This window comes from Bradyrhizobium sp. 521_C7_N1_3, from assembly GCF_052075975.1.
GTDB lineage: Bacteria > Pseudomonadota > Alphaproteobacteria > Rhizobiales > Xanthobacteraceae > Bradyrhizobium > Bradyrhizobium japonicum.
Window position 1 is genome coordinate 8470958 of sequence record NZ_CP197232.1, and the last position, 24146, is coordinate 8495103.

At 64.7% G+C, this 24146-nt stretch carries 27 protein-coding genes; 1 reads left to right on the top strand and 26 read right to left on the bottom strand.

Annotated elements, in window-relative coordinates; translation table 11 throughout:
• Positions 1–9: 9 nt before the first annotated feature.
• The 26 genes from AB7008_RS39855 to motA form a co-directional block, all read right to left on the bottom strand.
• Entirely contained in the window at positions 10–1242 is a 1233-nt protein-coding gene (locus AB7008_RS39855) for a flagellar hook protein FlgE (RefSeq protein WP_028160759.1), read from the bottom strand.
• 90 nt (positions 1243–1332) lie between these two features.
• Entirely contained in the window at positions 1333–1914 is a 582-nt protein-coding gene (locus tag AB7008_RS39860) for a transglycosylase SLT domain-containing protein (protein WP_441260575.1), read from the bottom strand.
• Positions 1865–3190, bottom strand: a complete 1326-nt coding sequence (gene fliK / locus AB7008_RS39865; RefSeq protein WP_248879729.1) for a flagellar hook-length control protein FliK — start codon at positions 3188–3190, stop codon at positions 1865–1867. Before fliK ends, AB7008_RS39860 begins: the two co-directional genes overlap by 50 nt.
• On the bottom strand, positions 3187–4371 hold the full coding sequence (locus AB7008_RS39870; protein WP_441260576.1) for a chemotaxis protein: 1185 nt from the start codon (positions 4369–4371) through the stop codon (positions 3187–3189). The genes fliK and AB7008_RS39870 overlap by 4 nt, the downstream gene beginning before the upstream one ends.
• Positions 4368–5708, bottom strand: coding sequence for a MotB family protein (locus AB7008_RS39875; RefSeq protein ID WP_441260577.1), 1341 nt, complete (start codon positions 5706–5708; stop codon positions 4368–4370). The genes AB7008_RS39870 and AB7008_RS39875 overlap by 4 nt, the downstream gene beginning before the upstream one ends.
• Before the next feature lie 6 nt (positions 5709–5714).
• Positions 5715–6410, bottom strand: coding sequence for a hypothetical protein (locus tag AB7008_RS39880; protein WP_028160764.1), 696 nt, complete (start codon positions 6408–6410; stop codon positions 5715–5717).
• Positions 6407–8035 (bottom strand): flagellar basal-body MS-ring/collar protein FliF, encoded by a 1629-nt coding sequence (gene fliF, locus AB7008_RS39885; protein WP_014492671.1) that lies wholly within the window; start codon positions 8033–8035, stop codon positions 6407–6409. The genes AB7008_RS39880 and fliF overlap by 4 nt, the downstream gene beginning before the upstream one ends.
• Before the next feature lie 308 nt (positions 8036–8343).
• Positions 8344–9309: a flagellin N-terminal helical domain-containing protein gene (locus AB7008_RS39890; protein ID WP_248879733.1), complete on the bottom strand. Its 966-nt coding sequence runs from the start codon at positions 9307–9309 to the stop codon at positions 8344–8346.
• Between the two features lie 300 nt (positions 9310–9609).
• Positions 9610–10578: a flagellin N-terminal helical domain-containing protein gene (locus AB7008_RS39895; protein ID WP_441260578.1), complete on the bottom strand. Its 969-nt coding sequence runs from the start codon at positions 10576–10578 to the stop codon at positions 9610–9612.
• Positions 10579–10846: 268 nt separating this feature from the next.
• Complete coding sequence (locus tag AB7008_RS39900; RefSeq protein WP_304491263.1) at positions 10847–11809, bottom strand: flagellin N-terminal helical domain-containing protein; 963 nt, start codon at positions 11807–11809, stop codon at positions 10847–10849.
• 261 nt (positions 11810–12070) lie between these two features.
• Positions 12071–12811, bottom strand: a complete 741-nt coding sequence (gene fliP / locus AB7008_RS39905; protein ID WP_014492667.1) for a flagellar type III secretion system pore protein FliP — start codon at positions 12809–12811, stop codon at positions 12071–12073.
• Positions 12808–13251: a flagellar basal body-associated FliL family protein gene (locus tag AB7008_RS39910; protein WP_039153358.1), complete on the bottom strand. Its 444-nt coding sequence runs from the start codon at positions 13249–13251 to the stop codon at positions 12808–12810. The genes fliP and AB7008_RS39910 overlap by 4 nt, the downstream gene beginning before the upstream one ends.
• Positions 13252–13293: 42 nt before the next feature.
• Positions 13294–13989, bottom strand: a complete 696-nt coding sequence (gene flgH / locus AB7008_RS39915; protein WP_028160768.1) for a flagellar basal body L-ring protein FlgH — start codon at positions 13987–13989, stop codon at positions 13294–13296.
• Positions 13990–14760 (bottom strand): MotE family protein, encoded by a 771-nt coding sequence (locus tag AB7008_RS39920; protein ID WP_264621466.1) that lies wholly within the window; start codon positions 14758–14760, stop codon positions 13990–13992.
• Positions 14761–14827: 67 nt separating this feature from the next.
• The gene (gene flgI / locus AB7008_RS39925; RefSeq protein WP_441260579.1) at positions 14828–15958 is read right to left on the bottom strand and encodes a flagellar basal body P-ring protein FlgI; all 1131 of its coding nucleotides are present in this window, start codon (positions 15956–15958) and stop codon (positions 14828–14830) included.
• Positions 15955–16410 carry a flagellar basal body P-ring formation chaperone FlgA gene (gene flgA / locus AB7008_RS39930; protein ID WP_264622123.1) on the bottom strand — a complete coding sequence of 152 codons (456 nt, stop codon included), beginning with the start codon at positions 16408–16410 and terminating at the stop codon, positions 15955–15957. Before flgA ends, flgI begins: the two co-directional genes overlap by 4 nt.
• 35 nt (positions 16411–16445) lie before the next feature.
• The gene (gene flgG / locus AB7008_RS39935) at positions 16446–17234 is read right to left on the bottom strand and encodes a flagellar basal-body rod protein FlgG (protein ID WP_014492661.1); all 789 of its coding nucleotides are present in this window, start codon (positions 17232–17234) and stop codon (positions 16446–16448) included.
• A 17-nt stretch (positions 17235–17251) separates the two neighbouring features.
• On the bottom strand, positions 17252–17581 hold the full coding sequence (locus AB7008_RS39940; protein ID WP_014492660.1) for a flagellar hook-basal body complex protein FliE: 330 nt from the start codon (positions 17579–17581) through the stop codon (positions 17252–17254).
• Between the two features lie 2 nt (positions 17582–17583).
• Positions 17584–18000, bottom strand: a complete 417-nt coding sequence (gene flgC / locus AB7008_RS39945) for a flagellar basal body rod protein FlgC (protein ID WP_014492659.1) — start codon at positions 17998–18000, stop codon at positions 17584–17586.
• An 11-nt stretch (positions 18001–18011) separates the two neighbouring features.
• Complete coding sequence (gene flgB / locus AB7008_RS39950; protein WP_441260580.1) at positions 18012–18392, bottom strand: flagellar basal body rod protein FlgB; 381 nt, start codon at positions 18390–18392, stop codon at positions 18012–18014.
• Between the two features lie 85 nt (positions 18393–18477).
• Entirely contained in the window at positions 18478–19563 is a 1086-nt protein-coding gene (flhB, locus tag AB7008_RS39955; RefSeq protein ID WP_028160772.1) for a flagellar biosynthesis protein FlhB, read from the bottom strand.
• A gap of 13 nt (positions 19564–19576) precedes the next feature.
• Positions 19577–20617, bottom strand: coding sequence for a flagellar motor switch protein FliG (locus AB7008_RS39960; RefSeq protein WP_014492656.1), 1041 nt, complete (start codon positions 20615–20617; stop codon positions 19577–19579).
• Positions 20618–20619: 2 nt separating this feature from the next.
• A complete protein-coding gene (fliN, locus tag AB7008_RS39965) occupies positions 20620–20994 on the bottom strand; it encodes a flagellar motor switch protein FliN (protein ID WP_014492655.1) in 375 nt (124 codons plus the stop codon).
• 76 nt (positions 20995–21070) lie between these two features.
• Positions 21071–21385 (bottom strand): hypothetical protein, encoded by a 315-nt coding sequence (locus AB7008_RS39970; RefSeq protein WP_014492654.1) that lies wholly within the window; start codon positions 21383–21385, stop codon positions 21071–21073.
• Complete coding sequence (locus tag AB7008_RS39975; protein WP_028160774.1) at positions 21366–22307, bottom strand: flagellar motor switch protein FliM; 942 nt, start codon at positions 22305–22307, stop codon at positions 21366–21368. The genes AB7008_RS39970 and AB7008_RS39975 overlap by 20 nt, the downstream gene beginning before the upstream one ends.
• A complete protein-coding gene (motA, locus tag AB7008_RS39980; RefSeq protein WP_014492652.1) occupies positions 22304–23200 on the bottom strand; it encodes a flagellar motor stator protein MotA in 897 nt (298 codons plus the stop codon). The genes AB7008_RS39975 and motA overlap by 4 nt, the downstream gene beginning before the upstream one ends.
• Before the next feature lie 142 nt (positions 23201–23342).
• On the opposite strand from motA, the gene AB7008_RS39985 reads away from it, so the two are divergent.
• Positions 23343–24143 carry a DUF1217 domain-containing protein gene (locus AB7008_RS39985; protein ID WP_041953088.1) on the top strand — a complete coding sequence of 267 codons (801 nt, stop codon included), beginning with the start codon at positions 23343–23345 and terminating at the stop codon, positions 24141–24143.
• Positions 24144–24146 lie beyond the last annotated feature (3 nt).

The window sequence follows — 24146 nt, forward strand, 5'->3', positions numbered from 1 at the left end:
CTTGAGGATTCAGCGCTTCAGGTTGACGACGACGTCGAGAAGATCGGCGCCGGTCTGGAACGATTTCGAATTCGCAGTGAAGCCGCGCTGCGCCTCGATCATCCCGGTGAGTTCGTCCGCGAGGTCGACGTTGGAGTCTTCCAGCGCGCCCGACTGGACAGTGCCGAGACCGCCGGTGCCGGCATTCCCGGCCTGCGCGTTGCCGGAATTCATGTTGGTCGAATAGACGTTGCCGGGCTCCGGCGTCAGGTTGTCGGGGCTCGCGACGTCGGCGAGCATGATGGTGTAGAGCGTCATTTGCTGCCCGTTCTTGAGGATGGCCGTCACGAAGCCCGAATCGTCGACATCGACCTTGTCGATGGCCGATGGAGCGCTGCCATTGACGGTCGCCTTGAAGCTGAAGTCGGTTCCGGTCTGCGTCAGATTCGACAGGTCCAGGGTCGCCGCCGCACCGCCGGGGACGGTGAAGGCGAGAGTCGTCGGGCTCGCCGCGGCCAGCGCGCCTTTGCCGGTTGCGGTCGTATCGAAGGTGAGAGTGGTGGCGGCGCCGACCGACGCACCTGTCGCGGAGTTGTAAGCCTGAATCTGCCAGGTGTCCGAGCCGGCGGCCGTCGCCGTGTGGGACATGTAGACGTCGAGCGTAACGGCCTGGCCGATATTGTTGTAGGCCACGATCGAGCTCTTTGACGAATATGACGCCGGTCCGGGCGGACCGGCGATCACAGCCGCTTTCGGATCCAGATTGCCGGTCGTGAGTGTCCCCGCCGTCGTCGGCACGGGCACTTGCGAAACCTGGGCAATGTTGACGATCTGCATGCCGGACAGGCTGTTCTGCGAGAAATTGGTCACCTTACCGGGCTGGCCCAAGAGGTAGTAGCCGGCCGCGTTGACCAGATTGCCCTGGGCGTCCGGCACGAACGAGCCGGCACGCGTCAGATATTGCTGCGTGTTGGTGGCGTTCGACACCACGAAGAAGCCGTTGCCCTGCACGGCGAGGTCCGTGGTCGACGTGGTGAACTGCGTGTGTCCCGCGTCGCTGATGGCGTAGCGAACCGTCGTCTCGACGGCTCCGGAATCGTAATTGCCCGAACCGCTCTTCAGGATCAGCGAGGAGAATTCGGTGGAAGCCCGCTTGTAACCGGTCGTGTTGACGTTCGCGATGTTGTCCGAGACCGTCGACAGCTTATTGGATTGCGCAGACATGCCGGAAACACCGGTGCGCATAACACCATACAGGCTCATGAATTGGGCTCCTTTGGTAGGTTGCAGCTACAATGAGGGTTCTTGCTTGCGCGGGGCTGATGGTCGGGAACCGTGCACAACTTCATGTTGTCAGGTCGTTTTCGGCTGACAGAACGAGCGCGCCTTGTCGGTCCACGCGCCGAAGCCGCTGGAGACGAGATGAGCGACGATGTGACAGACGTAGCGCTTCTGCGCAGGTTGATTGTTGGGGCCGGCGTTGTAGCGCGCGACCGCCATGGTCCAGCTGCCCTCGCGCTGCTTCAGCTCTTTCAGGAAGCGTGCGGCGTATTCGACGTTCTTCGCGGGATCGAACATCGCGCGCACCGACGTGAACTTGTCGCCGTGATAATAATGGTTGATCTGCATGCAGCCGAGGTCGATCAGCTTGACGCCCTTGCTGCGCATCGCCTCGAAATTCGCGATCGCGTCGTTCATGTCCTTGGCGAACACGGTCTGGCCGTCGGCGCCGAGCGCGTAAGGGTGGAGCGAGCCGCGCCGCCCGGTCTCGGTGAGGCCAACCGCATAGAGAATGCCGAGCGGGATCCCATGCTGCTGGGACGCGCGCGCCATCTCGCGCTCGCAGGGGCGCGCGTTGTCGGTCGCAGCTAGCGCGGCGCCCGCGCTATAGATAAACAGGGCCGCGGCGAGTATGCGGCCCCACGTCCTGGTCATGACGCGTCTCCTCGTTGGACTGGCGCTCCTGCCGGGCCTGCCTCGCACCGCCGTCCGATTGCCCGGACGACGTGCCGGCGCCGCCGAACGTGCCTTGCGACTGCGACGATTGTTGTTGCTGGCCGGAGAGCTGCGGCTGCGGCTGGCCGGAGCCGCTCTGGAATCCGTCCAGCGAGCCGTGCTGCACGGGCGCGACGTCGGCGACGTAGCCCGCCGACTGCATGAGATCGCGGATCGAGTCGCGCTGCTGATCCAGCATCAGGCTGGTGTCCTTGCGCGCGGCCGCGAGATGAACTGAAACCTCCGAGCCGACCAGACGAAGGCGTACCGTGACGTTGCCGAGCGCCGGCGGTTCGAGATTGATCGTCAGGATCTTGAGCGGCTCAGGCGCATTGGTCTGCGACGTCGCGAGATCGGGGGCGGTGGACGCCGTCGGAGCCGGCGATTCCTTCAGCTCGGCGACGACTGCGTTGGCGACCTGCTGCGTAGCGCTGAACTGCGCCGGTGGCAGATGGGTCTCCTGCTGGATCACGGTGACCTTGGTCGCTTCGGGCAATGCGTCCCGCGCCGAGGCTTTGACGGCGCGTTCGACATTGGCCGTGACGGCCTCGAAGCCTTGCGTCGCGGGCATTGGCTTCGAGGACGCATCGCCGCCTTGCTGCGCGGCTGCCGCCGCCTGCGAAGGCGCGGCCTGCGAGCGCGTACCCGTTGAAGCGGCAGCGGGCGGCGCGGGCTCGGCAGACGTGACCTTCGCGGTACCCTGGACCTCACGCTTCGTCGTGGCAGAGCGCTCGTCGCGCGCAGGCGCGTCCTTCTTGTCGGCCGCCGGCGATTGCAGCTGCGGCTTCACGGCCGGCACGGCGGCGAACTGCTGTTCGACGCCCGCCGGAATGCTCGATCGGGCCGAAACGTCGGTCTTCACGCCGTGGTCGACCGGAGTTTGCGTCTCCGGCAATTTTTCAGTTTTCTCGTCGGACGATTTGCGAATGGGTTCGGGCTCGTCATCGGCCTCGGTGCGGTCCCGCACCGCCTTGTCCTTGTCGGCCGGGCGCGCGAGGTGCGTGCGCAACGATCCGGCCTTCGCGCTCGTGTTGCCGCCCTCGTCATTGAGCGCCCGCTTCGCGAGATTCGAGACGGTGTGCAGCAGGTCGTTGAACGACGAATCTGCCGGCGATTTCGCCCCGGCGGATTTGCCCGAGCGCGATGCGCCGCGCATGTTGAGGCTTTCGGCGAGACCCGAAAAGACCTGTCCGGAGGTTCCACTGAGCTTCGTCATGGGCGATCCCTGGTAAGGCGTTCGAGTTCGCCGAGCTGCTTCCGCGCGCGCGCCAGCGTCTCGGTCGACGCGGCGAGATCGAGACGCGCCGGCGTGACCGGAGGCTTGTCGGCGGCGGCGGTGGGTCCGCCCGCGAACGGCTTGCGGACATCGAGTGCGAGCTGCAACGTCGCATTCAGCAACGGAACATCGCGCTCGGGCAACTTCGAGCGGTCGAGTGCCTTCAACTCGGCAACACCGCCGTCATACTCGTCAGTGAGCGCCCTCGAGACGCCGCGGAGGAAATGCGCGCGTTCGCGATCCTCCGAGGCGTCGGCGCTCAGCGTCAGCGCACGCTCGCCTGCAAGCCGGGTCACGGCCAGCCGTCCATGCACCATCGCGGTGCGCGCGATCACGAGATAAAGCTTGAGGCGGCTCGCCCGGTCGATCTGCTCCAGCAGAGTGACGATCCGCGCAAAGCGGCGCTCGTCGAGAGCAATGCTCGATTGCGTCAGGCCGGAGGCGAAGCGCTGCCAGAAGTCCCCGGCATAGACCGAGTTGCGGTAGTGGCGGATATAGGCGAGCGTCAGGAACTCGAACTTGTCGAAATCCTCGGCCTGCCCGACCAGCAGGATCTCGCGCCGCAGCGCTGCCTCCTCCACCAGCGTGCCCGGCAGCAGCAGGCGCGCATCGTCCAAGCGCTCGATCGCGAGCGATGCCTCGGCGCGCGCGAACAGCGCGCCCTGGACCAGCGCGACCTGTCCGCCCAGGCCCGTTGGCAGCGTGCGCGGCTTGACGTCCTTGAGCAGTTCGCGCGCTTCGTCCTGGCGGCCTTCGACATAGGCCAGCGCACCATTGAACAGCCGCTCGTCGACGTTCAGCTTGTCGCGCGGCAGCTTTCGGACGATCTGTGGCCCGCCGCCGCTGAGCAGATAGATGATGACGGCCTGGCCGTTCTGGGCATTGCTCCACACGCCCGGATCAGCGGCGAGGAACTTTTCGCCGACCTGCCGGGTCAGCGCGATGTGGCTGCCATGCGCCGCGGTGTCGCCACGGGCAATGCCATCCTGCACCGTCTGCAATGTGCGCACGAGCTCATAGGGCTCGCCCGAGGTCGATGCCGGCGACGGTGCCGGATCGGCAAGGGCGCATACCGTCGTGAACGGCAGCAGCAGCGCGGCGCGCAGGAGCGGCCTGATCAAGGGCGCTTCTCCCGGACCAGGATCTCGATCCGGCGGTTCTGGGCGGCAGCAGGATCATTCGTCAGTTTCGGCCGCCGATCGGCGTAGCCTTCGACATGCTCGATCCGCTGCGCATCGACGCCGGAGCGAACCAGCATGTAATAGGCCATCTGCGCGCGCGCGGTCGACAGCCGCCAATTGTCGTAGTTCTCGGACTTGTACGGCCGATTATCGGTGTGGCCGCGCACGATGATCATGCCCTGGCGCTTCGTCAGCAGCGGCCCGATCTTGTCGATCACACGGATGAGCTCGGGCCGCGGCTCGGCCGAGCCGACCGCGAACATGCCGAAGCTCGCATCGTCGGTCAGGCTGATCAGAAGGCCTTCCTCGACCTGACGCACCTCGGCCACCGGTCCGGCACCGGCCTTGATGTCCGACAGCGCATCCGCGATCGCGGACTGCAGCTGCTTGACGGTCGGCTGCTGGGTCTGTGCCGCATCACGCGGTTCGGAATTCCTCGCTTGATCGCCGGGGCGTGGCTGCGTGGCGGCATTGGCTTGAGCGCCAGCCTGGGCGCCCGGTTGCGGCGCATTTGCCTGGGCACTGCCATCGCGTTGAGCCTGCGAAGGCGCAGGCCCCGGCGGCAGCAGGGGCGACAGGCTTGCAGACGACGCGTCCGCGTTCGGAGCCACGCTTCCGCCGGCATCGTCCTGCTTGGCACGTTGCGCCTGCGGCTCGCCCTGACCTGTCCCGGACGCGTTGTCGCGCGCGGACGCGTTCGGCTTTGGCTCGCTGTCGACGAAGTGATCCGCATCCTTGGACGACTGAGGCGCCAGCTTCCAATAGCCGGGATCGAAGGGATCGCGGTAGGCATCGCCGCCCTTGAGTCCGTCCTCCTCGGCGGAGGTCAGGGCGCCGGTGCGGCGCTGGCCCGAGGCCTGGTTCGAGCTGTTCGCGATCTCGGCAAGCGTCGCATAGGGATCGCGGAACAGAACCTTCTCTTCGAAGGAGGCAGGCTTCTCCGCCGTCGGCGAGTCTCCCCGACGTTCTTCGTTCGGCCCGGCCGGCTGACGCTTGCCATCCTGGCCTTCGAACTGCGTCGGCTCCTTCTTGCTGAGATCCTTGAGGCCCTTCGGAGCGGGGGCGTTCTCCGCGAGCTTGATCGGGTTGAAATAGCTCGCGACCACCTGCTTCTGGTCCTGGTTGAGCGCATTGAGCAGCCACATGACCAGAAAGAACGCCATCATCGCGGTCATGAAGTCCGCATACGCGATCTTCCAGACGCCACCGTGATGCGCCTCCTCGGCGAAGGCGCTGCGCCTGCGGATGATCACCAGCTCGTGCTTGACTTCTTCCATGGCGGACTACCGGCGCGCCTCGTTCAGACGTTCGCTCCACGCCGCGATCTGCGTCTCGATCACGGTCTGGTCGGCGACAACGCGGACCTCGAAAGTGTCGGCGGCTTCGTATTCAATCCCGGTTCGCCGGGCCGTCTGGAGCTGCGTGCGCACCAGATCGAGCAATTCGCCCGGGCCGGTGACCTTGAACACCGGCACCGGCGAATTGCCGGTCAGCGCCGCGATCTGCTCCACCAGCGATCCGATCGCCTTGTCGCGGACGGCGTCGGCGAGGAAAGGCAGCAATATCCGCGCAACCGAGCTTGCGATGTTGGTTTCGATCTCGCGGCAGGCCGTCTCGAAGCCGCCCACGATCGTGGCCGCCTGCTGGTCGGACCATTTGGCCCGCTCCTCGCCGAGCCGGATCGCGCTGCGGACGCGCTCCTCGGCAACCCTGGCATCGCCTTCCGCAACACCGGCGGCGTGGCCGCGACGATAGGCATCTTCGAGAAGATTGACCGGCGGAGCTTCCGCCTCGGGCGCTGGAGGCGGCGATTGAAGCTGCGGCTGCGATTGGGCCTGACGCGGCGGCTGGGGCTCGCGCCGCGCCTCCATCGGCCTTGTCAGCACATCCTGGATCTTGGGGGGCGGAGGCGGCGGTGGAGACTTGGCCCGCCCGTTCGCGTCGAACTGCGTCAGGAGTTTTCCGATAGCCGCGTTCATGCTGCCTCCTCGCGCCGCATCCAGTCTTTAAGGATTGCTGCCGCCTGCATCTGATCGAGCCGGACGATCTGCTCCAGCCGCTTCTGCGGTGTCCGCTGCATCTTGCCTTCGAGGTCCTCGACGAGGTTGAGCTCGGGGTCCTGACTGTCGGCCAATGCAAGGGCCGTGGCAGCCTCAAGCTCGGCGGCCTCGGCCGCCTCGGTCTGCTCCTGCGCGGCGCGATGCGTCAGAATGCCGTTGACCGCAGGGCGAAGACCGAACCAGACCAGCATCGAGGCAACGGCCAGGATGGTCACCGCATTGATGACGCTGCCGAGCTGCTTGTTGATCATCTCGACGAAGCTGATCGGCGGCACCGGCGCGAGTTCGCGCGAGCCTTCGATGAAGTCGACGGCCGTGACCTGGATCTGGTCGCCGCGCTGCTTGTCCAGTCCGCCTGCCGTCGCCGCGAGCTGACTGATCTCGGCGAGTTTGCTGTCGACGATCGCCTGATTGCTCTTGTCGCCGAGATCGGCGACCAGCCGCGCGCGGTTGACCAGCACGGCGATGAAGAGTTTCTTGACCAAGTAACCGTCGCTTACCGTCGTCGTTGTCTTGGACGACACCTCGAAATTGGTGACGTCCTCGCGGCGGGTCTTGTCCTCGCTTGAATTCTTTGTGCCGCCTGCATTCACCTGCTGGTCCGGCAGGTTCTGCTGCACCGTGGTCGGCGTCGAACGGTCCGCATTCTGCGACGATTCCTTCTCGCGCACGTTCCGGACCGAACGCTCGGCGCGGCTCTCCGGGTCGTAGACCGTCTCGTTGGTCTGCCGCTTGTCGGTGGAGAGCTGCGGCGCGACGCTCACCTCGAAATTGTCCAGACCGAGATATGGCGTCAACGCCTTGCGGATGTTCTCCTGCACCATTCCGCCGACCGTCTTCTGGAGGCTCGCCATCTTGGTCGGCGCGGCGCTGGCCTCGTCCTCTTCGGCCAGCAGCATCGAACCATCGGCATCCAGCACCGTCACCTTGTCCCGGCTCATGCCGGGAATGGCCGCCGCGACGAGGTGGCGGATCGACTGCGCCGTGCGCGCCTCGATCGCGCCGTCGGTGCGCAGCACGACCGACGCGGACGGCGGCTGCTGCGTCGCCCGGAACGAGCCGCGCACCGGCAGCACGATATGTACCCGCGCCGCCTTGACGCCCTTCATCAACTGCACGGTGCGCGCGATCTCGCCTTCCAGCGCCCGCAGCTTGGTGACTTCCTGCATGAACGAGGTCAGGCCGAGCGAGCCGATCTTGTCGAACAGCTCGTAACCGGAATTGGCGCTGGTCGGCAGCCCCTTCTCGGCCAGCAGCATCCGCGCCTGCATGGTCTGGCTCGGGCGCACCGAGACGGCGTCGCCGGCCGTATTGACGTCGAATGTGATATTCTGCTCGCGCAGCGCGGCGCCGATGCGCGTCACGTCTTCGCGATTGAGGCCAGTATAGAGCGTTTCGAACTCAGGCCGGCTCAGATAATAGGCGCCGCCGACCACGGTGACGAGAACGGCAAAGCCGATCAGTCCCAAGGCCATCAGGCGTCGCGGCCCAAGCTCCAGCAGATTGTTGAGCAGTTGCTGTACCTGCGCACGACTGAGCAGCATGTGACCTCGTACCAATGCGAACGTATGGGACACTCCGCTGCGAACCTTGTCTGAAGGTTGCGCGAGGAGGCGAATGTGTCGGTTCGCGGGCGAGGCGTTGCAATTTTACAAGAAGCTTGGACGGCGCAATCAGGTCAGGAGCAACAACCGGGCGCGCGGGCGCATGGCAGCGCGATCGGCTGCGGCCTGTTGCATGACGTCTGGCGTCGGGAGATCTTCCATTACGGGCACATCTTGTGCCGCCACACCCGCCGGTCATGGCGGGGACCGTGCTCCCGTGGGAGCACGGCTGTTTCCAAAGCCGGAGCTTACTTGAACAGCGAGAGGATGCTCTGGCTGTTCTGGTTGGCGATCGAGAGCGCCTGAACGCCGAGCTGCTGCTGGGTCTGCAAAGCCTGAAGGCGGGTCGATTCCGCATTCATGTCGGCGTCGACGAGCTGGCCGACACCGCGATCCACCGAGTCCATCAGGGTCTTGACGAAGTCCGTGTTGGTCGCGATGCGGTTCTTGACGGCACCGAGATTGGCGGCGGCCGAGGCCACCGTGTTGATCGCGGTCGTGACCTGCGTGATGTAGCTGTCGAGCAGGATCTGGTCGGGCGCCGAGTCGCTCAGTGCACTGATGTTCAGGGTGCTGACCGAGGCCGCGGCGGGAGCGGGCGTCGGACCGCCGGCGGGCGGAGCGACAGTCGTGTCGAGAATGCCGGTCGGAGATGCGCCATTTCTGGTGTAAAGCGCGAAGTTCGCGGTCGTCACGGTGATGGAGCCGATGGTGGGCGTGCCGCCGACGCGGGAGTACGACGACACCAGGTTGAAGGACAACGGCGTGGCCGTGGGACCGGTCGAGGTGTCGATGCTCAGCCAGTTGATGCCGTTGAAGGTCGCGGAGTCGGCCTTGAGCTTCATATCCTGCTGAATCTGGGTGATGTCAGCCTGGATCTTGGTGCGGTCGATACCGGCGGTCTTGGCTTCAACCAGCAGCGCCTGGAGCTTGGTCAGGCCGGAATTCTTGTCACCGATCACCGAGGTCAGAGCGGTGTATTCGGTGTCGACGGTCGCGGCCGACAGACCGAGCGAGTCGGAGACGGCGGAGAGCGCGGCGTTGTCGGAGCGCATCGAGGTCGCGATCGACCAGTAGGCGGCGTTGTCGGATGCGGTCGAGACACGCTGGCCGGTCGAGATCCGGTTCTGCGTGGTCGCGAGTTGCGAGCTGACATTGCGGAGGGTCTGCAGCGCGGTCATTGCAGACGAGTTGGTGAGCAGACTAGAACTCATTTTTGACGTCCCCTTGAAACGGATTGAAATTTTTTGGGACATACCGGGCTTGCACCGGTACGACAGGGCGGCGTCATGCCTTTGGGCGGCGAAAAAGCGGGCCCAACCTGTCGTAACGGCGGCGATAGCACGCGAAGTTTGTGCGAGGCTTGTGGCTCCGCGGCGGGCCGGAACACGACGAGCCAGGTCAAGGCGTCAAGTCGAATTCCCGGGCCGGGATCATGGCGCGCGACGAGCTTGCGCCAAAATGGAAAGGCCGCGCTTCGCGAGAAGCGCGGCCTCCCCTGATGGTCCTGAGGCTTAGCCGCGGAACAGCGACAGGATGCTCTGGCTGTTCTGGTTGGCGATCGAGAGCGCCTGAACGCCGAGCTGCTGCTGCGTCTGCAGGGCCTGGAGGCGGGTCGATTCCGCATTCATGTCGGCGTCGACGAGCTGGCCGACACCGCGGTCCACCGAGTCCATCAGGGTCTTGACGAATTCGGTGTTGGTCGCGATGCGGTTCTTGACGGCACCGAGATTGGCGGCGGCCGAGGCCACCGTGTTGATCGCGGTCGTGACCTGCGTGATGTAGCTGTCGAGCAGGACCTGGTCGGGCGCCGCGTCGGTCAGTGCGCTGATGTTCAGGGTGCTGACCGAGGCTGCGGCCGGGGCGGGCGTCGGGCCGCCGGCGGGCGGGGCGACGGTCGTGTCGAGAATGCCGGTCGGAGATGCGCCACCGGTGGTGTAGAGCGCGAAGTTCGCGGTCGTCACCGTGATGGAGCCGATGGTGGGCGTGCCGCCAACGCGGGAGTACGACGACACCAGGTTGAAGGACGCCGGCGTGGCCGCGGGCGTAGCCGAGGTGTTGATGCTCAGCCAGTTAATTCCGTTGAAGGTCGCGGAGTCGGCCTTGAGCTTCATATCCTGCTGAATCTGGGTGATGTCAGCCTGGATCTTGGTGCGGTCGATACCGGCGGTCTTGGCCTGGACCAGCAGCGCCTGGAGCTTGGTCAGGCCGGACTCCTTGTCACCGATCACCGAGGTCAGAGCGGTGTATTCGGTGTCGATGGTCGCGGCCGACAGACCGAGCGAGTCGGAGACGGCGGAGAGCGCGGCGTTGTCGGAGCGCATCGAGGTCGCGATCGACCAGTAGGCGGCGTTGTCGGACGCGGTCGAGACGCGCTGACCGGTCGAGATCCGGTTCTGCGTGGTCGCGAGCTGCGAGCTGACATTGCGGAGGGTCTGCAGCGCGGTCATTGCAGACGAGTTGGTGAGCAGACTTGAACCCATTTTTGATGTCCCTTTGAAGATTGAACTGTTTTTGGGGACATACCGGGCTTGCACCGGTACGACAGGGCGGCGTCATGCCTTTGGGCGGCAAAATAGCGGGCCCAACCTGTCGTAACGGCGACGATAGCCCGTGAAGCTTGTGCGAGGCTTGTGGCTCTGTGTCCTGGCCGCAACAGGGCAGCCGAAATTACCGCATGCGCGCGGCGTCACGCCAAACGAAAGGGCCGCGCTTCGCGAGAAGCGCGGCCCTCCCCAGATCGTTTAAGGCTTAGCGGAACAGCGACAGGATGCTCTGGCTGCTGTTGTTGGCGATCGAGAGCGCCTGAACGCCGAGCTGCTGCTGGACCTGGAGGGCCGCCAGGCGGGTGGACTCCTGGTTCATGTCGGCGTCGACGAGCTGGCCGACACCGCGATCAACCGAGTCCATCAGCGACTTCACGAATTCGGTGTTGGTCGCGATGCGGTTCTTGACGGCACCGAGATTGGCGGCGGCCGAGGCCACCGTGTTGATCGCGGTCGTGACCTGCGCGATGTAGCTGTCGAGCAGCACCTGGTCGGGCGCCGCATCGGTCAGCGCACCGATGTTCAGGGTGCTGACCGAGGCTGCGGCCGGGGCGGGCGTCGGGCCGCCGGCGGGCGGGGCGACGGTCGTGTCGAGAATGCCGGTCGGAGATGCGCCACCGGTGGTGTAGAGCGCGAAGTTCGCGGTCGTCACCGTGATGGAGCCGATGGTGGGCGTGCCGCCGACGCGGGAGTACGACGACACCAGGTTGAAGGATGTCGGCGTTGCCGCGGGCGTAGCCGAGGTGTTGATGCTCAGCCAGTTAATTCCGTTGAAGGTCGCGGAGTCGGCCGTGCTCTTCATCTGCTGCTGGATCTGGGTGACGTCCGCCTGGATCTTGGTGCGGTCGATACCGGCGGTCTTGGCCTGGACCAGCAGCGACTGAAGCTTGGTGAGGCCGGAGTCCTTGTCGCCGAGAACCGTGGTCAGAGCGGTGTACTGCGTGTCGACGGTCGCGGCCGACAGACCGAGCGAGTCGGAGACGGCGGAGAGCGCCGCGTTGTCGGAGCGCATCGACGTCGCGATCGACCAGTACGCGGCGTTGTCCGAAGCGGTGGCCACGCGCTGGCCCGTCGAGATCCGGGTCTGCGTGGTGGAGAGTTGCGAGCCGACAGACCGCAGGGTCTGGAGCGCGGTCATGGCGGTCGAGTTCGTAAGCAGGCTTGACATTGCGAATGTCCCTTTATGTACGCGTTACATTTTTCACGAGGGGACATACCGGGCTTTCACCGGTACGGAGGGGCGGCATCATGCCTTTGGACTGATGTGGGTGGGGTCCAACCCGCCGTGCCGCATTGCTAGCACGTCGAATCTTGCGCCGAGATTAAGATCGGCTTGAATTTCTCTGTAATATCATATAGTTAACATTACCCTCTGCTAACCATAGACCGGCACTTTTCGCTAACCATAACCGGCCGGCGATCGCGGTAGCTAGGAGAACGACCGCACCAGTCCGGAGGCCAGCAGGTTCCAGCCGTCGATCAACACGAAGAACAGCATCTTGAACGGCAGCGCGAGGATCGTGGGCGGCATCATCATCATGCCCATCGACATGGTCAGCGTCGCCACGATCATGTCGATGACGAGGAACGGCAGGATGATGAGGAATCCGATCTCGAACGAACGCCTGAGCTCGGAGATCATGAAGGCCGGAATGATGACGCGCATGTCGATGCGCTTGTCGTCGAACTTCTTGCGGAAGCTCTCCGCGGCGAGTGCCTCGAAGGTCTGGAGATCCTTGTCGCGGACATGGGCCAGCATGAACTCGCGGAACGGATCGGTGATCTTCAAATAGGCTTCTTCCTCCGAGATCTCGTTCTTCATCAGCGGCTGGACGCCGGTTTCCCAGGCGCGGTCGAAGGTCGGCGCCATCACGTAGAAGGTCATGAACAGCGCGAGGCTGATCAGCACCAGATTGGCCGGCGTGGTCTGGAGGCCGAGACCGGAGCGCAGGAACGACAGCGCCACCGCAAATCGCGTGAAGCTCGTCACCATGATCAGCAGTCCCGGTGCCACCGACAGCACCGTGATCACCGCCATCAGCTGGATGATGCGGCCGCTGGTCGAGCCGTTGCCGGGCGGCAGCAGCGAGTTGAGGTCCGGAATCTGGGCCAACGCCACCTCGGGCAGCACGACCAGAACCAACGCGAGCAGCAGGACTCTCACTCTCACTGAATCACCAAGGTCTCAATGATCAATTCGCGGATCTTGCCCGACGAGCGGATATTGGCGCGCTCCGTCAGGTCGTCGCGCAGATGCTGAAGCCCGCGCGATCCCTCGAACTGGCCAACCGATGCCGACCGCAGATAGGTCACGATGTCCTCGCTGATATGGGCGGCCAGGATGCCGGCATCCTCGTCGCTCATGCTCTCGGTCACCATGGAGGCTTCGACACGGGCCCAGTTGTTGGCCGGCGCGGCGAGATTGGTCACGATCGGGGACAGCTTTCTCAGCCGTGCGCTGCCGGCGTAGCTCGTGGCAAGAGGCGGCGGCGTGGCGGTCTTCTTCGCATCGGCGACGCGCTCCGCGGCCGCGAACAGATGCAGGCCGGCAACCGCGCCCGCACCGATCGCGATCAGGGTCAGCACCACAATGGCCGCAATCAGGCGCATCACGTCCCCTGCCCTCGCGGCGCGGCGCGCTCGGCGCGATTCTCAGAATGGTGCCACGGCGTCATAGATCCGATGTCCCCATCCAGGCTGCTGCACGTCAGACAGATTTCCGCGACCGCCATAGGCCACGCGTGCCTCGGCGATCTTCTCGTAGGAGATCGTGTTGGTGCGCGAGATATCGCGCGGACGCACGATGCCGCCGACGTTGAGCACGCGCATCTCGGTATTGACCTTGAACTCCTGCGAGCCGCTGATCATCATATTGCCGTTCGGCAACACGTCGGTGACGATGGCTGCGATCGACAGCTTGATGTCCTCGGTGCGGTCGATCTGGCCGTTGCCCTTGATCTGGGTGTTGGTGCTGAGGTTGGCGGTGGTCTGGCCCTTGTCCTGCCATCCGGCGACGTCCATCAGCCAGTCCAGCCCGAACTTGATCTGCGAATCGCGCGAGCGGTCGGTCTTGTTGTCGAGCTTGGCCTTGTCCTGCATGGAGATGATCACCGTCACCACGTCGCCGGTGCGCCGGGCGCGAGGGTCACGGTAGAGATCGGTGGCGTCGTCCCAGGTCGAGCGATAGCTGGCGGGCGAGCGCAGGCGGGGCGTCACCGGAATCGGATCGGCCTGCGTCCGCAGGCCGCTCCCGACCGGCGTCAAGCGCGGACCGGTCAGGACCTCGGCCGGGTCATTGACGCATCCGGCAAGCGATAACAGCGACAGGATGAGGATCAGATTCTTCATCTATTTGGTCTTTCCGTCATCCACGCGACGCATTCCGCCGAGCAGATCGGCAAGGTGGGCCGCGCGTGCCGTCTCCATCTCGTTGAAGATCGCGCTCGAGCTCCTCGGGCTGAGTTTTGCAAGCACGGCGGCAGCGGTCTCGTCCGCCATCCCGGCGATCTGGGTCGCGGCGGCGTCCGGCTTCATGCGCGAATAGATCTCGACGACGCTCGCTTCGGCCTTCTTCAGGAAGTCGTCACGCAGCGCCATCCACTTCTCGTATTCGGCGCGCTTGGCCTCGACCTCGGCGATCCGTTCCCGGAGCTGGGTCTCCGCCTTTTCCAACTCCCTGAGCTGCCAGGCCAGCCGCGCATCGACGGCGGGATCGGCGACATTGCTGCAGAACAGGGCGACCTCGTTGTCCGCAGGTACCGCAGCCTGTGCCGGTGCGGGCTTCGGCGGCGCCGTGACGCTCCCCGGCTTGGCCGGGCGCACGGGCGCGACTGGGGGCGCCGGCGCGGGCTTCTCGGGAGCCGGCACGGCCCCCGTGATCGCGGGTCCGGAGTCTTCGGCGGCCCACGCCGTCGCCCGGATCGACGCATTGTCGCCCGGTATCGACGAGGCCGCCGCATACGACTTCTGCGGACCGGGCGCACGGGCGCGCGCGAAGGACAGCAGGTTGAGCGGCTTCGACGGCTTGGCCTCATCCAGCGCCAGAACGGGCGAAGCGCATCCGAACGCGCAGGCCGCGACCAGGAGGAGGAGTTTGGCTTTGTGATCCAGCTTCAGCATCGGGCCGCGTGCGATTCTCGGTCGAGACCTGAGCATTGAGCGACCAAGCTTGCACGACGCTTGTGCATCATTGCACGATGACGTCGGCCTGGAGTGCGCCGGCCGTTTTGATCGCCTGGAGGATCGCGATGATGCCCGACGGCTTCAGGCCGATCTGGTTCAGCCCGCGCACCAGGCGCTGGAGGTCGACGCCGCTCAGGATCGCCACCTGCGATCCGGCCTCGTTGGCCTCGACCACGGTCTGGGGAACGACCACCGTCTGCCCTCGCGAGAACGGCGCCGGCTGCGACACCACGGGAAGCTCGGTGACACGAACCGTCAGGTTGCCATGCGTCACGGCGACGGTCGATATGCGCACGTCGCGCCCGATCACCACCGTGCCGGTCCGCTCGTTGATCACCACGCGCGCCGGCGTGTCCGGCTCGACCGTCAGCTCACCGATTTCGGCGAGAAAGCGGACGGGGCCGATATTTCGCGGCTTCGACAGCACGATGGTGCGGTAGTCGCGTTCGAAGGCGATCTGCGCGCGGTAGCGGCCACCGGCGTAACGGTTGATGGCGTCGAGGATGCGCGTCGCGGTGACGAAATCAGGGTTCTTGAGCTCCAGCACCAGGAACTCCATCTCGTGGAGGCTTCCCTGCACCTCGCGCTCGACTAGCGCACCGTTCGGGATGCGGCCCGCCGTCGGCGTGCCCTGGCTGACGTTCTGCGCCTGCCCTCCCACACTGTAACCGGCGACCGTGATCGCGCCTTGCGCCACCGCATAGACGGCGCCGTCCGCCGCCCGCAGCGACGTCATCACCAGCGTGCCGCCGAGCAGCGAAGTCGCATCGCCGAGCGACGATACGGTCACGTCCATGCGCTCGCCCGCTCCGATCGAGGGCGCCAAATCCGCGGTCACCATGACGGCTGCGACGTTGCGTGTGCGCAGCGTCGTCGGACGCGGGGGATTGTTGGTGCTCGTGGTCTCGTTCCTGACGTTGATGCCCATGTTCTCGAGCATCGACTGCAGGGACTGCTCCGTGAACGGAGCGTTGCGGAGCGTGTCGCCGGTGCCGTTCAGGCCGATGACGAGGCCGTAACCGACGATCTGGTTTTCGCGCAATCCCTTGATGTCCGCGATGTCCTTGATGCGGACGGCCGCCTGGGCACTGGCGGCGGAAACGAGCAGGACGAGCGCAAGCAGGAATCTGGTCATGACCCATCCACGACCTTGACGGTGCCGTCCGGCTGAACGACGCCCCTGATGATCACGCCGGTGTCGGTGTTTCGCACCGGGATGAGCGCGCCGGTCGCGCCCGGCTGCATCGCCGCGCCGTAGGTGACGATCGACAGGCCGCTGTCTTCCACCACGACTTTGACCATGGCGCCGCGGGCAATCGTCCAGGGATCCTCCACCGAATTGGTCGGAATCGGCTGGCCCGGCAGCAGCGTGCGCCGCGCCATGCGTCCGACCAGGATCTGGCGTCCTTCGATGAACATGGCAACGCCGAGCACGTTCGGCGCGAAGGCGCGTTCCGTGATCATGTCGTCCCGGATCAGCTCGCCGGCGCGGATCGAGACGGCCGGCACGGGAAGCCGCTTCTCCTCGGCCGCAGCGAGGCGCGCCGAGACGAGAACCAGCAGCACGGCGGCCAACCCGCGCACCATCAAGCCCACCCTGTTCGACATCGAGAACACCGGAACTAGCGCATGCCCTTCGAGACCGTCTGGGCCATTTCATCCGAGGCCTGGATGACCTTGGCGTTCATTTCGTAGGCGCGCTGCGCCGAGATCAACTCGGTGATTTCCTTGACCGGGTCGACGTTCGAGGCTTCGAGATATTGCTGATTGATCTTGCCGTATCCGGAATCGCCCGGCAGCCCGACGACCGGCGTGCCGGACGCCGTGGTCTCGCGATAGAGGTTGCTGCCGAGCGGCTCGAGGCCCGCTTCGTTGGCGAAATTGGCGAGGTTGAGCTGGCCGATCTGCCGCGGGTTCACTTCCGTGTCCAGCTTGGCAAACACCTGTCCGGTCTGGTTGACGATGACCTGAACGGTTCCCTGCGGTATCGTGATTGCGGGATCCAGCAGATAGCCGTCGGTGGTGACGAGCTGGCCGTTGGGGTTGGGGCTGAACGAGCCGGCGCGGGTGTATTGCACCTCGTTGTTCGGGCCGAGCACCTGAAACCAGCCGCGGCCGTTGATCGCGAGATCGTAGGGGTTGCCGGTCTGCGTGAGCGCGCCCTGGATGTGCAGCTTGCGGATGGCCGTCGACTTGACGCCGAGGCCGAGATTGGAGCCTTCCGGGATCGGCGAGGAGCCATTGACGTTCGCGACGCCCTGCATGCGGTCCATCTGGTAGAACAGATCGGTGAATTCCGCGCGCGCACGCTTGTACGACGTCGAGTTGATGTTGGCGATGTTGTTCGCGATGACTTCGATGTTGGTCTGCTGGGCGTTCATGCCCGTGGCCGCAATGGCGAGCGATTTCACAGCTTCATTCCTTCAGATCAAATCGACATCCGGACGACTTCCTGGTAGGCCTGCACGACCTTGTCGCGAACCGCGACCGCGGTCTGCAAGGCCTGCTCGGCCGACATCAGCGCCTCCACGACCTTCCGCGTCGACTCCTTGCCCTGCATCGCCGAGATCGACGCCGCCTCGCCCGCCTTCAGCGTCCCGATCGCGTCCGTCGTCACCTGCTTCATCACCGATTCGAATCCGACGTCGTCGGTGGACTGAATGGCGGTCGGCGCCGCCGGCGCGATGGCCTGCGTCTCGGTCGCGCGGCTCGCCGCTTGCCCGGCAGAAATCGCGGTGGATGAAATTGCCTCAAGCATTGTCAGCTCCTCAGCAGGTCGATGGTCATGCCCAGCATGGACCGCACCTGTTTCACGACCTGGAGATTGGCTTCATAGGACCGGTTGACTTCCCGCATGTCGGCCATCTCGATCATCATGTTGACGTTCGGCAGCTTGACGTAACCGGCCTTGTCGGCGGCGGGATGTCCCGGCTCGTACTCCACGCGATACGGCGTGGTATCGACCCCGATCTCCTTGACCTTCGCAAGCTGCGCGCCCGAGGCGCGGTCCATGGCGGCATCGAAGGTGATGGTCTTGCGCTGATACGGATCGGCGCCGGCCGTACGCCCAGTCGAGGTCGCGTTGGCAAGGTTTTCCGAAACGATGCGCATGCGCGTCGACTGCGCTTCGAGCCCGGAGCTCGCGACCGTCAATGACGCTTGCAGTGAGTCCAGCATGTCAATTCACCTCAGCTCTTCGCGCTCGACAGCAGCATGCGGTGAAACGACCGTACGACCGCCGAGTTCATCGAGTAGTCGCGACTGACGTCGCTGCCCTTGATCATTTCCTGCTCGAGGCTGACGGAGTTGCCGGAGTGAACCACTTCCCAGCTGTCCTTCTTCGCGGTCTTCCGCGTATCGGTCTCGGCCGCGGACAATTGCATGTGCGAGGGCGACGTCGTCGCGAGCCTGACCGGCGTGGCGTCGAGCACCTTGTTGAAGGACTCGACGTCGCGCGCCTTGAAGCCGGGCGTATTGGCGTTGGCGACGTTGGTCGCGATGGTCGACTGGCGGAGCTCGAGGTACCGCGCCTGCGACGATGCGAGTTCGAAGAGATAAAGCGGTCCCACGACGGCCCCATGCTGATTTCTTAAGATCAAGTTTAGGGCCGCAAGCTTTCGTCAGGCTGATGCGGCCGACGCTATGCTCGGAAATCTACTGAACCTTCTCGGTCCGCGGCGCCTGCTTGGACTGCAGGAAGTAGATGATCTCGGCGACCGGCCGGAAGAACTCCGCCGGAATCACCTGGTCGACCTGAACCGCCTCATAGAGCGCGCGCGCCAGCGCCTTGTTCTCGATCACCGGGATCCGGTTCTGCTCCGCGACTTCACGGATCTTCAGCGCGATCACGTCCATGCCCTTGGCGACGACCATGGGCGCTGCGTTTTCCTCGCGCTTGTAGCGCAGGGCGATCGCGAAGTGCGTCGGGTTGGCGATCACCAGCGTCGCACGCGAGGCGGACGCGATCATGCGCTGGCGCGAGCGGTCGCGCGCCAGCGAGCGCAGGCGCGCCTTGATCAGGGGATCGCCCTCCGCCTGCTTGTGCTCGTCCTTGATCTCCTGCTTGGTCATGCGCAGCTCGCGCCGCCAGTGGAAGCGCGCCCAGGCGAGATCGATGGCGACCAGGACGATGGTGGCGATGCAGATCGCCGAGACGATCCGCATCGCGATGTTGAGAATCATCTCCGGCAGCGCGACCGGATCCGTGTACATCGCCTCGAACGCCCTGGCTTCGGACGAGCGCAGCACGAACACGACGACGACCGTCACCGAGACGAGCTTGAACAGCGACTTGGCGAATTCGACGAGACCCTGGGTTCCGAACAGCCGGCTCCAGCCGCTGATCGGGGAGATTCGCGACAACTGCGGCTTGATGCGCTCCAGCACCAGGCGCGGCGCATTCTGCAGCAGCGATGCGGCGAGGCCGAACACCGCCATGATGACGACCAGCGGCACCAGGAATCGCAACGCTTCGAGGCCCACCACCGTGAGCAGGTTGCGCGCGTCCGCACCGTTGCTGAGAGGGAAGCCCTCGGGATCGTCGAGAAGGCTCTTCAGCGTCGGCGTCAATTGCTGTACGCCCTGGCCGATCAGGAACGCCTGGATCACCATCAGCGCGGCCATCGAGGCAAAGATAGAAGCCTCCCGAGAGACCGGGATTTTGCCCTGTTCGAGCGAATCGCGGACTTTCTTCTCGGTCGGCTCTTCTGTCTTGCTCTCCTGATCGGATGTTTCTGCCATGCCCGTTCAGCGGTCAGCGGAAGACCAGCTCATCCTCCTGCTCGGGGTTGAGCTCGATTTCGCCCTTTTCCGCCAGGTCGAGTGCAAGGTCGGTGATGACGCGGCGCGCCTCCAGCACATCGCGCTGGTTCGACGGCTCGCCGATGGCCAGTTCGTGCTCGACGACGCGGCGGACGCGCGAGGCAACCGAGGACAGGATGAGTTCGCGGAAATGCTTGTCCGTGCCCTTCAGCGCGATAACGATGCGATCGGTCGGAACCTGGTCGAAGATCATGGTGCGCGCCTTCGGGGTCAGATTGACCACGTCGTCGAAGGTGAACAGCAGTTCCTTCAGAACTTCGGCCGACTTCGGACGCTTCTCCGACAAGCTCTTCAGCATGTCCTCGATATGGCCGCGCTCCATCTTGTTGATGATGTCCGCGACGCGCGCGTAGGTGTCGGCGCCGAGGTTGCGGGCGAAATTGAGCGTCAGGTCCTCGTGCAAGGTCTTCTCGAGGACCTTCATGGCGTCGTCGACGATCGGCTTGAGGCTGAGGACGCGCCGCATCAGCTCGTTGCGCAGGCTCGACGGCAGCTGGCTCATCACCTTGGCGGCGCAGGACGGCTTGACCTTGGACAGGATCAGCGCCGCGGTTTGCGGATGCTCCTTGGAGAGGTATGTCGCCAGCGAGTTTTCCGACACCGACGAGACGCGGTCCCACACCGACCGGCTCGAATTGCCGAGCAGGTCCGACATGATTGCCGAGACCTGGTCGGCCGGCAGAACGTCGCCGAGCACGGCTTCGAGACCGCCGATGGTGCCGAGAATGTTGGCGCCCATCGAGAATTGCTGGGCGAACTCCTCAACGATCGACTCGAGCTCCTGCGCGGTGATCGGCCGCAGCTCGGCCGCGGCCTTGGTGACGATGCGGATATCCTGCGGCTCGAACTGCGAGAGCACGCTCGCGGCCGCCTGCCGGCCCATGGCCAGCAGGAGTGCCGCGACCTTTTCCGTTCCGCCCAGCGTGGCAACGCCTCGCTGCTTGATAGGAGCGACGCCGACCTGTGCCGCCATGATCAGGTATCACCCTGCCCCAGCGGTCCGACGATCTCCGTGAGCGAGACGCCGAAGCGGGAATTGTCCTCTTCGACGACGACCACTTCGCCGCGGGCAACGACGCGGCCATTGACCACGACGTCGACGGGCTCGCCGACGCGGTGATCGAGCGGAACCACCGCGCCGCGGCCGAGCTTCATCAGGTTCGCGACGGGAATGGTCGCAGATCCCAGCACCACCTGCATCGTGACGGGAATGCGCAGGATGGCATCGACATTGGCGAATTTGCCGGTTTCCTCCGCCGTGCGCGCGGCGATCTCCGCCAGCCGCTCCAGCGGAGACGCATCGGTCTCTCCCGATGCCGATGCAGACTCATATTCGAAAGATTGCGCCATTTGGTATCGCCTCTTGGTATTTCCGCTCCCGGAGCGCCGCGACGGTCCGATCGCACGTGTTCTGCAAGTCCCGAATTCAATGCTTGTTCGCTTCGGCGCCGCTCACGGTTGCGGTCGGTTGAAGCCCGCTCCGCGCGTCGAGTGCCGCGATCGCCTCGTGGGCCTGGTCTATCTTCGTGCTCAGCACATTGGCGAGCCGGCCGAGATTTGCGGTGGAATCATGTGCGGCGGTGATGACGGTGTCGAAGGCGCCCGCCGTCTCGTGGACGATGGTCGAGAACTCGCCCTGGTAGCTGCGCAGCCGCGCCAATTCGCGGTGCATCCGGGTCACCCTCATGCTGGTGAACGCCAGCGCGATCAGCAGCACGGCATCAACGAGATAGGATATCATCGACGAACTCCCGCTTCTGATCGACGGGATCGGCCACCTGCATGGCGTAATAGCCATCGAGCTGGCCGATCTGACACCAGAACAGCACCTGGTTGTTGCTCTCGAGCCGGGCCAGCGTGCGCGGCGTGGCTTCGAGCTCGAGCACCTGCCCCACCTTGAAATGCACGACGTCCTCGAGGGAAATCATCTTCTCGTCGAGCACCGCGCTCAGCGTCACTTCGGTACGGTGAACCTCGCTCTCCATCTGCTCGCGCCAGCGCGGATCAGCCGCGCGGCCGTCGCTGACGACGACGTGGGCGAGCTTCTGCCTGAGCGGATTGAGCGCGGAGTGCGGAATGATCAGGAACATCTGGCCGCCACGATAGAGCGCCTGCACCATCATGTTCGCGCAGATCGACATATTGCTGGCGCGCCCAATCGCGAGCGACGCCATCGCCGTCTCGACTCGCTCGACACGGAAGGTGACATTGGAGGTGCCGGCGAAGGCACCCTGCAGCGCCTTGGCGAACCGCTCAAACAGCGCCTGGACCAGCCGGATCTCGATGTTCGAGAAGGTGCGTTCGACGTCGAGCGGCGGTTCGGCGCCGTCGGAGCCGAACATCGCCTCGACCATGGTGAACACGAAGTCGCGATCCAGCATGATGATGACGCGCGAGTCCCACTGCTCGGCATAGAGCACAGCGGCGACCGCGTTGCCCTCGTAGTCCTTGATGATGTCGCCGAGCGGGTCGTTGGTGATGCCGTTGACGGAGAAATAGCACGGCGTTCCCGCCATCGGCTGCAGGCTGTCGGTACACGATGCCGCCATGCGATCGAAGATCACATTGAGCATCGGCATGCGTTCGATCGATATGCCGGCGGCGTCCAGCAGGTAGTTCGGCAGCTGCTTCCGCTGATCGACGTCGAGGTCTTCCATCGTCATGCGCGGGCAGCCTTCGGTTCAGCCTCGGTCACGACGGCCTTGGGACCTGCGATCGTCTCGTTTTCGACCACGTCGATCGACGGCCGTTCGCCGCTCGCGATCATCTTGCGCCCGTGCTCGACGGCGATCTGCGGCATGGCGCCGTTCATGAAAGCCAGCAGCGTCTGCTTGACGATGATGTAGGGCCGGCAGCGCTTCTCTCGCGTCATCTTGATCTTCAGCGCGAAGGGCGAGAGGACGCCGTAGGACAGGAAGATGCCGGCGAAGGTGCCGACGAGCGCCGCGCCGATGAAGCCGCCAAGAAGCTTCGGCGACTGGTCGAGCGCGCCCATGGCCTTGATGACGCCGAGCACGGCGGCGACGATGCCGAGCGCCGGCAGCGCCTCGGACACGACCACCATCGAATTGTAGGGCGCCAGCTTGGCCTTCACGATGGTGTGGATCTCCTCGTCCATCAGCGCTTCGATCTCGTGCGTGCGCGCATTGCCCATGATGATGAGGCGGACATAGTCGCAGATGAACTGCAGCAACGGCGGGTCGCCGAGCACGCTCGGGAACGCCTTGAAGATCTCGGAGGAGGCCGGGTCGTCGATATGCGCCTCGACCTCGTTGCGGCCCTTGCCCCGCAGCTCCCGCATCAGGGCATGGAGCGCTCCGAGCAGATCGAGGTAATAGCGCTCACTCGGCACCGCGCCGGTGATGGCCTGCATGCAGGCCACGCCGGTATCAACGACGGTTTTCCACGGATTGGCGACGATGAAGGTGCCGACCGCGGTGCCCATGATGATCACGAATTCCCATGGCTGCATGAGCACGGCCAGATGCCCGCCCATGGCGGCAAATCCGCCGAGCAGTGCCGCTACCGTGATGAAAATCCCCACGAAACTGAGCAACGCGCCACTCCATCGCCGATCCCATCGGGAGTATCTAGTCGGCGACGCTTGCGCGAGGCTGGCTTCGCGGTCGCCAGCCCCGCGCAAGCAATTAGCGGCAGCTTGAGACGATGTCGCAACGGCGGCCAGAGGGGCGCGTGCCATGCTATCCACGATCGCGGACTACACCAGACTGACCAAGGACATGGGCAAATCGCTGACGCAGGTCGCGGCCCAGCCGGACGTCAGCCGCGACACCGATTATTTTCTCAGCCATATCGGCAATGTGAAGACGATCGACGACTTCCTGAAGGACTATCGCCTCTACTCCTACGCGATGAAGGCCTTTGGTCTCAGCGACATGACCTATGCCAAGGCGTTCATGCGCAAGGTGCTGACCGAGGGCGTCTCCGACCCCAAGAGCTTCGCCAACAAGCTGACCGACACTCGCTACCGGCAATTCGCCGCCGCCTTCAATTTCGCCGCGCTCGGCGACAAAGCGACCCAGACCGCCGCGGCCACCAGCGGTACGGCGACCCAATACGTCACGCAGACGATGGAGGAGAAGGCCGGCGACCAGAACGAGGGTCTGCGGCTGGCGCTCTATTTCACCCGTAAGGCCTCCACCATCAGCACCTCCTACCAGATCCTCGCCGACAAGGCGATGACGCAGGTGGTCCAGACCGCGCTCGGCCTGCCGTCGACCATCAGCGCGGCGGACATCGACGCCCAGGCCAAGTTGATCACGAGCAAGATCGACCTCACCGATTTCCAGGACCCGGCCAAGGTCACCAAGTTCGTGCAGCGCTTCGCCGCGATGTGGGATGCGACCCAGGCCCAGAACGACATCAACAATGGCAACTCGACCAACTCCGCGCTGGTCCTGATCGGCGGCGCGTCGTCGATGGCCGGCATGGATACCGACATGCTCACGAAGCTTCAGTCCATCCGGTTCGGAAGGTAACTC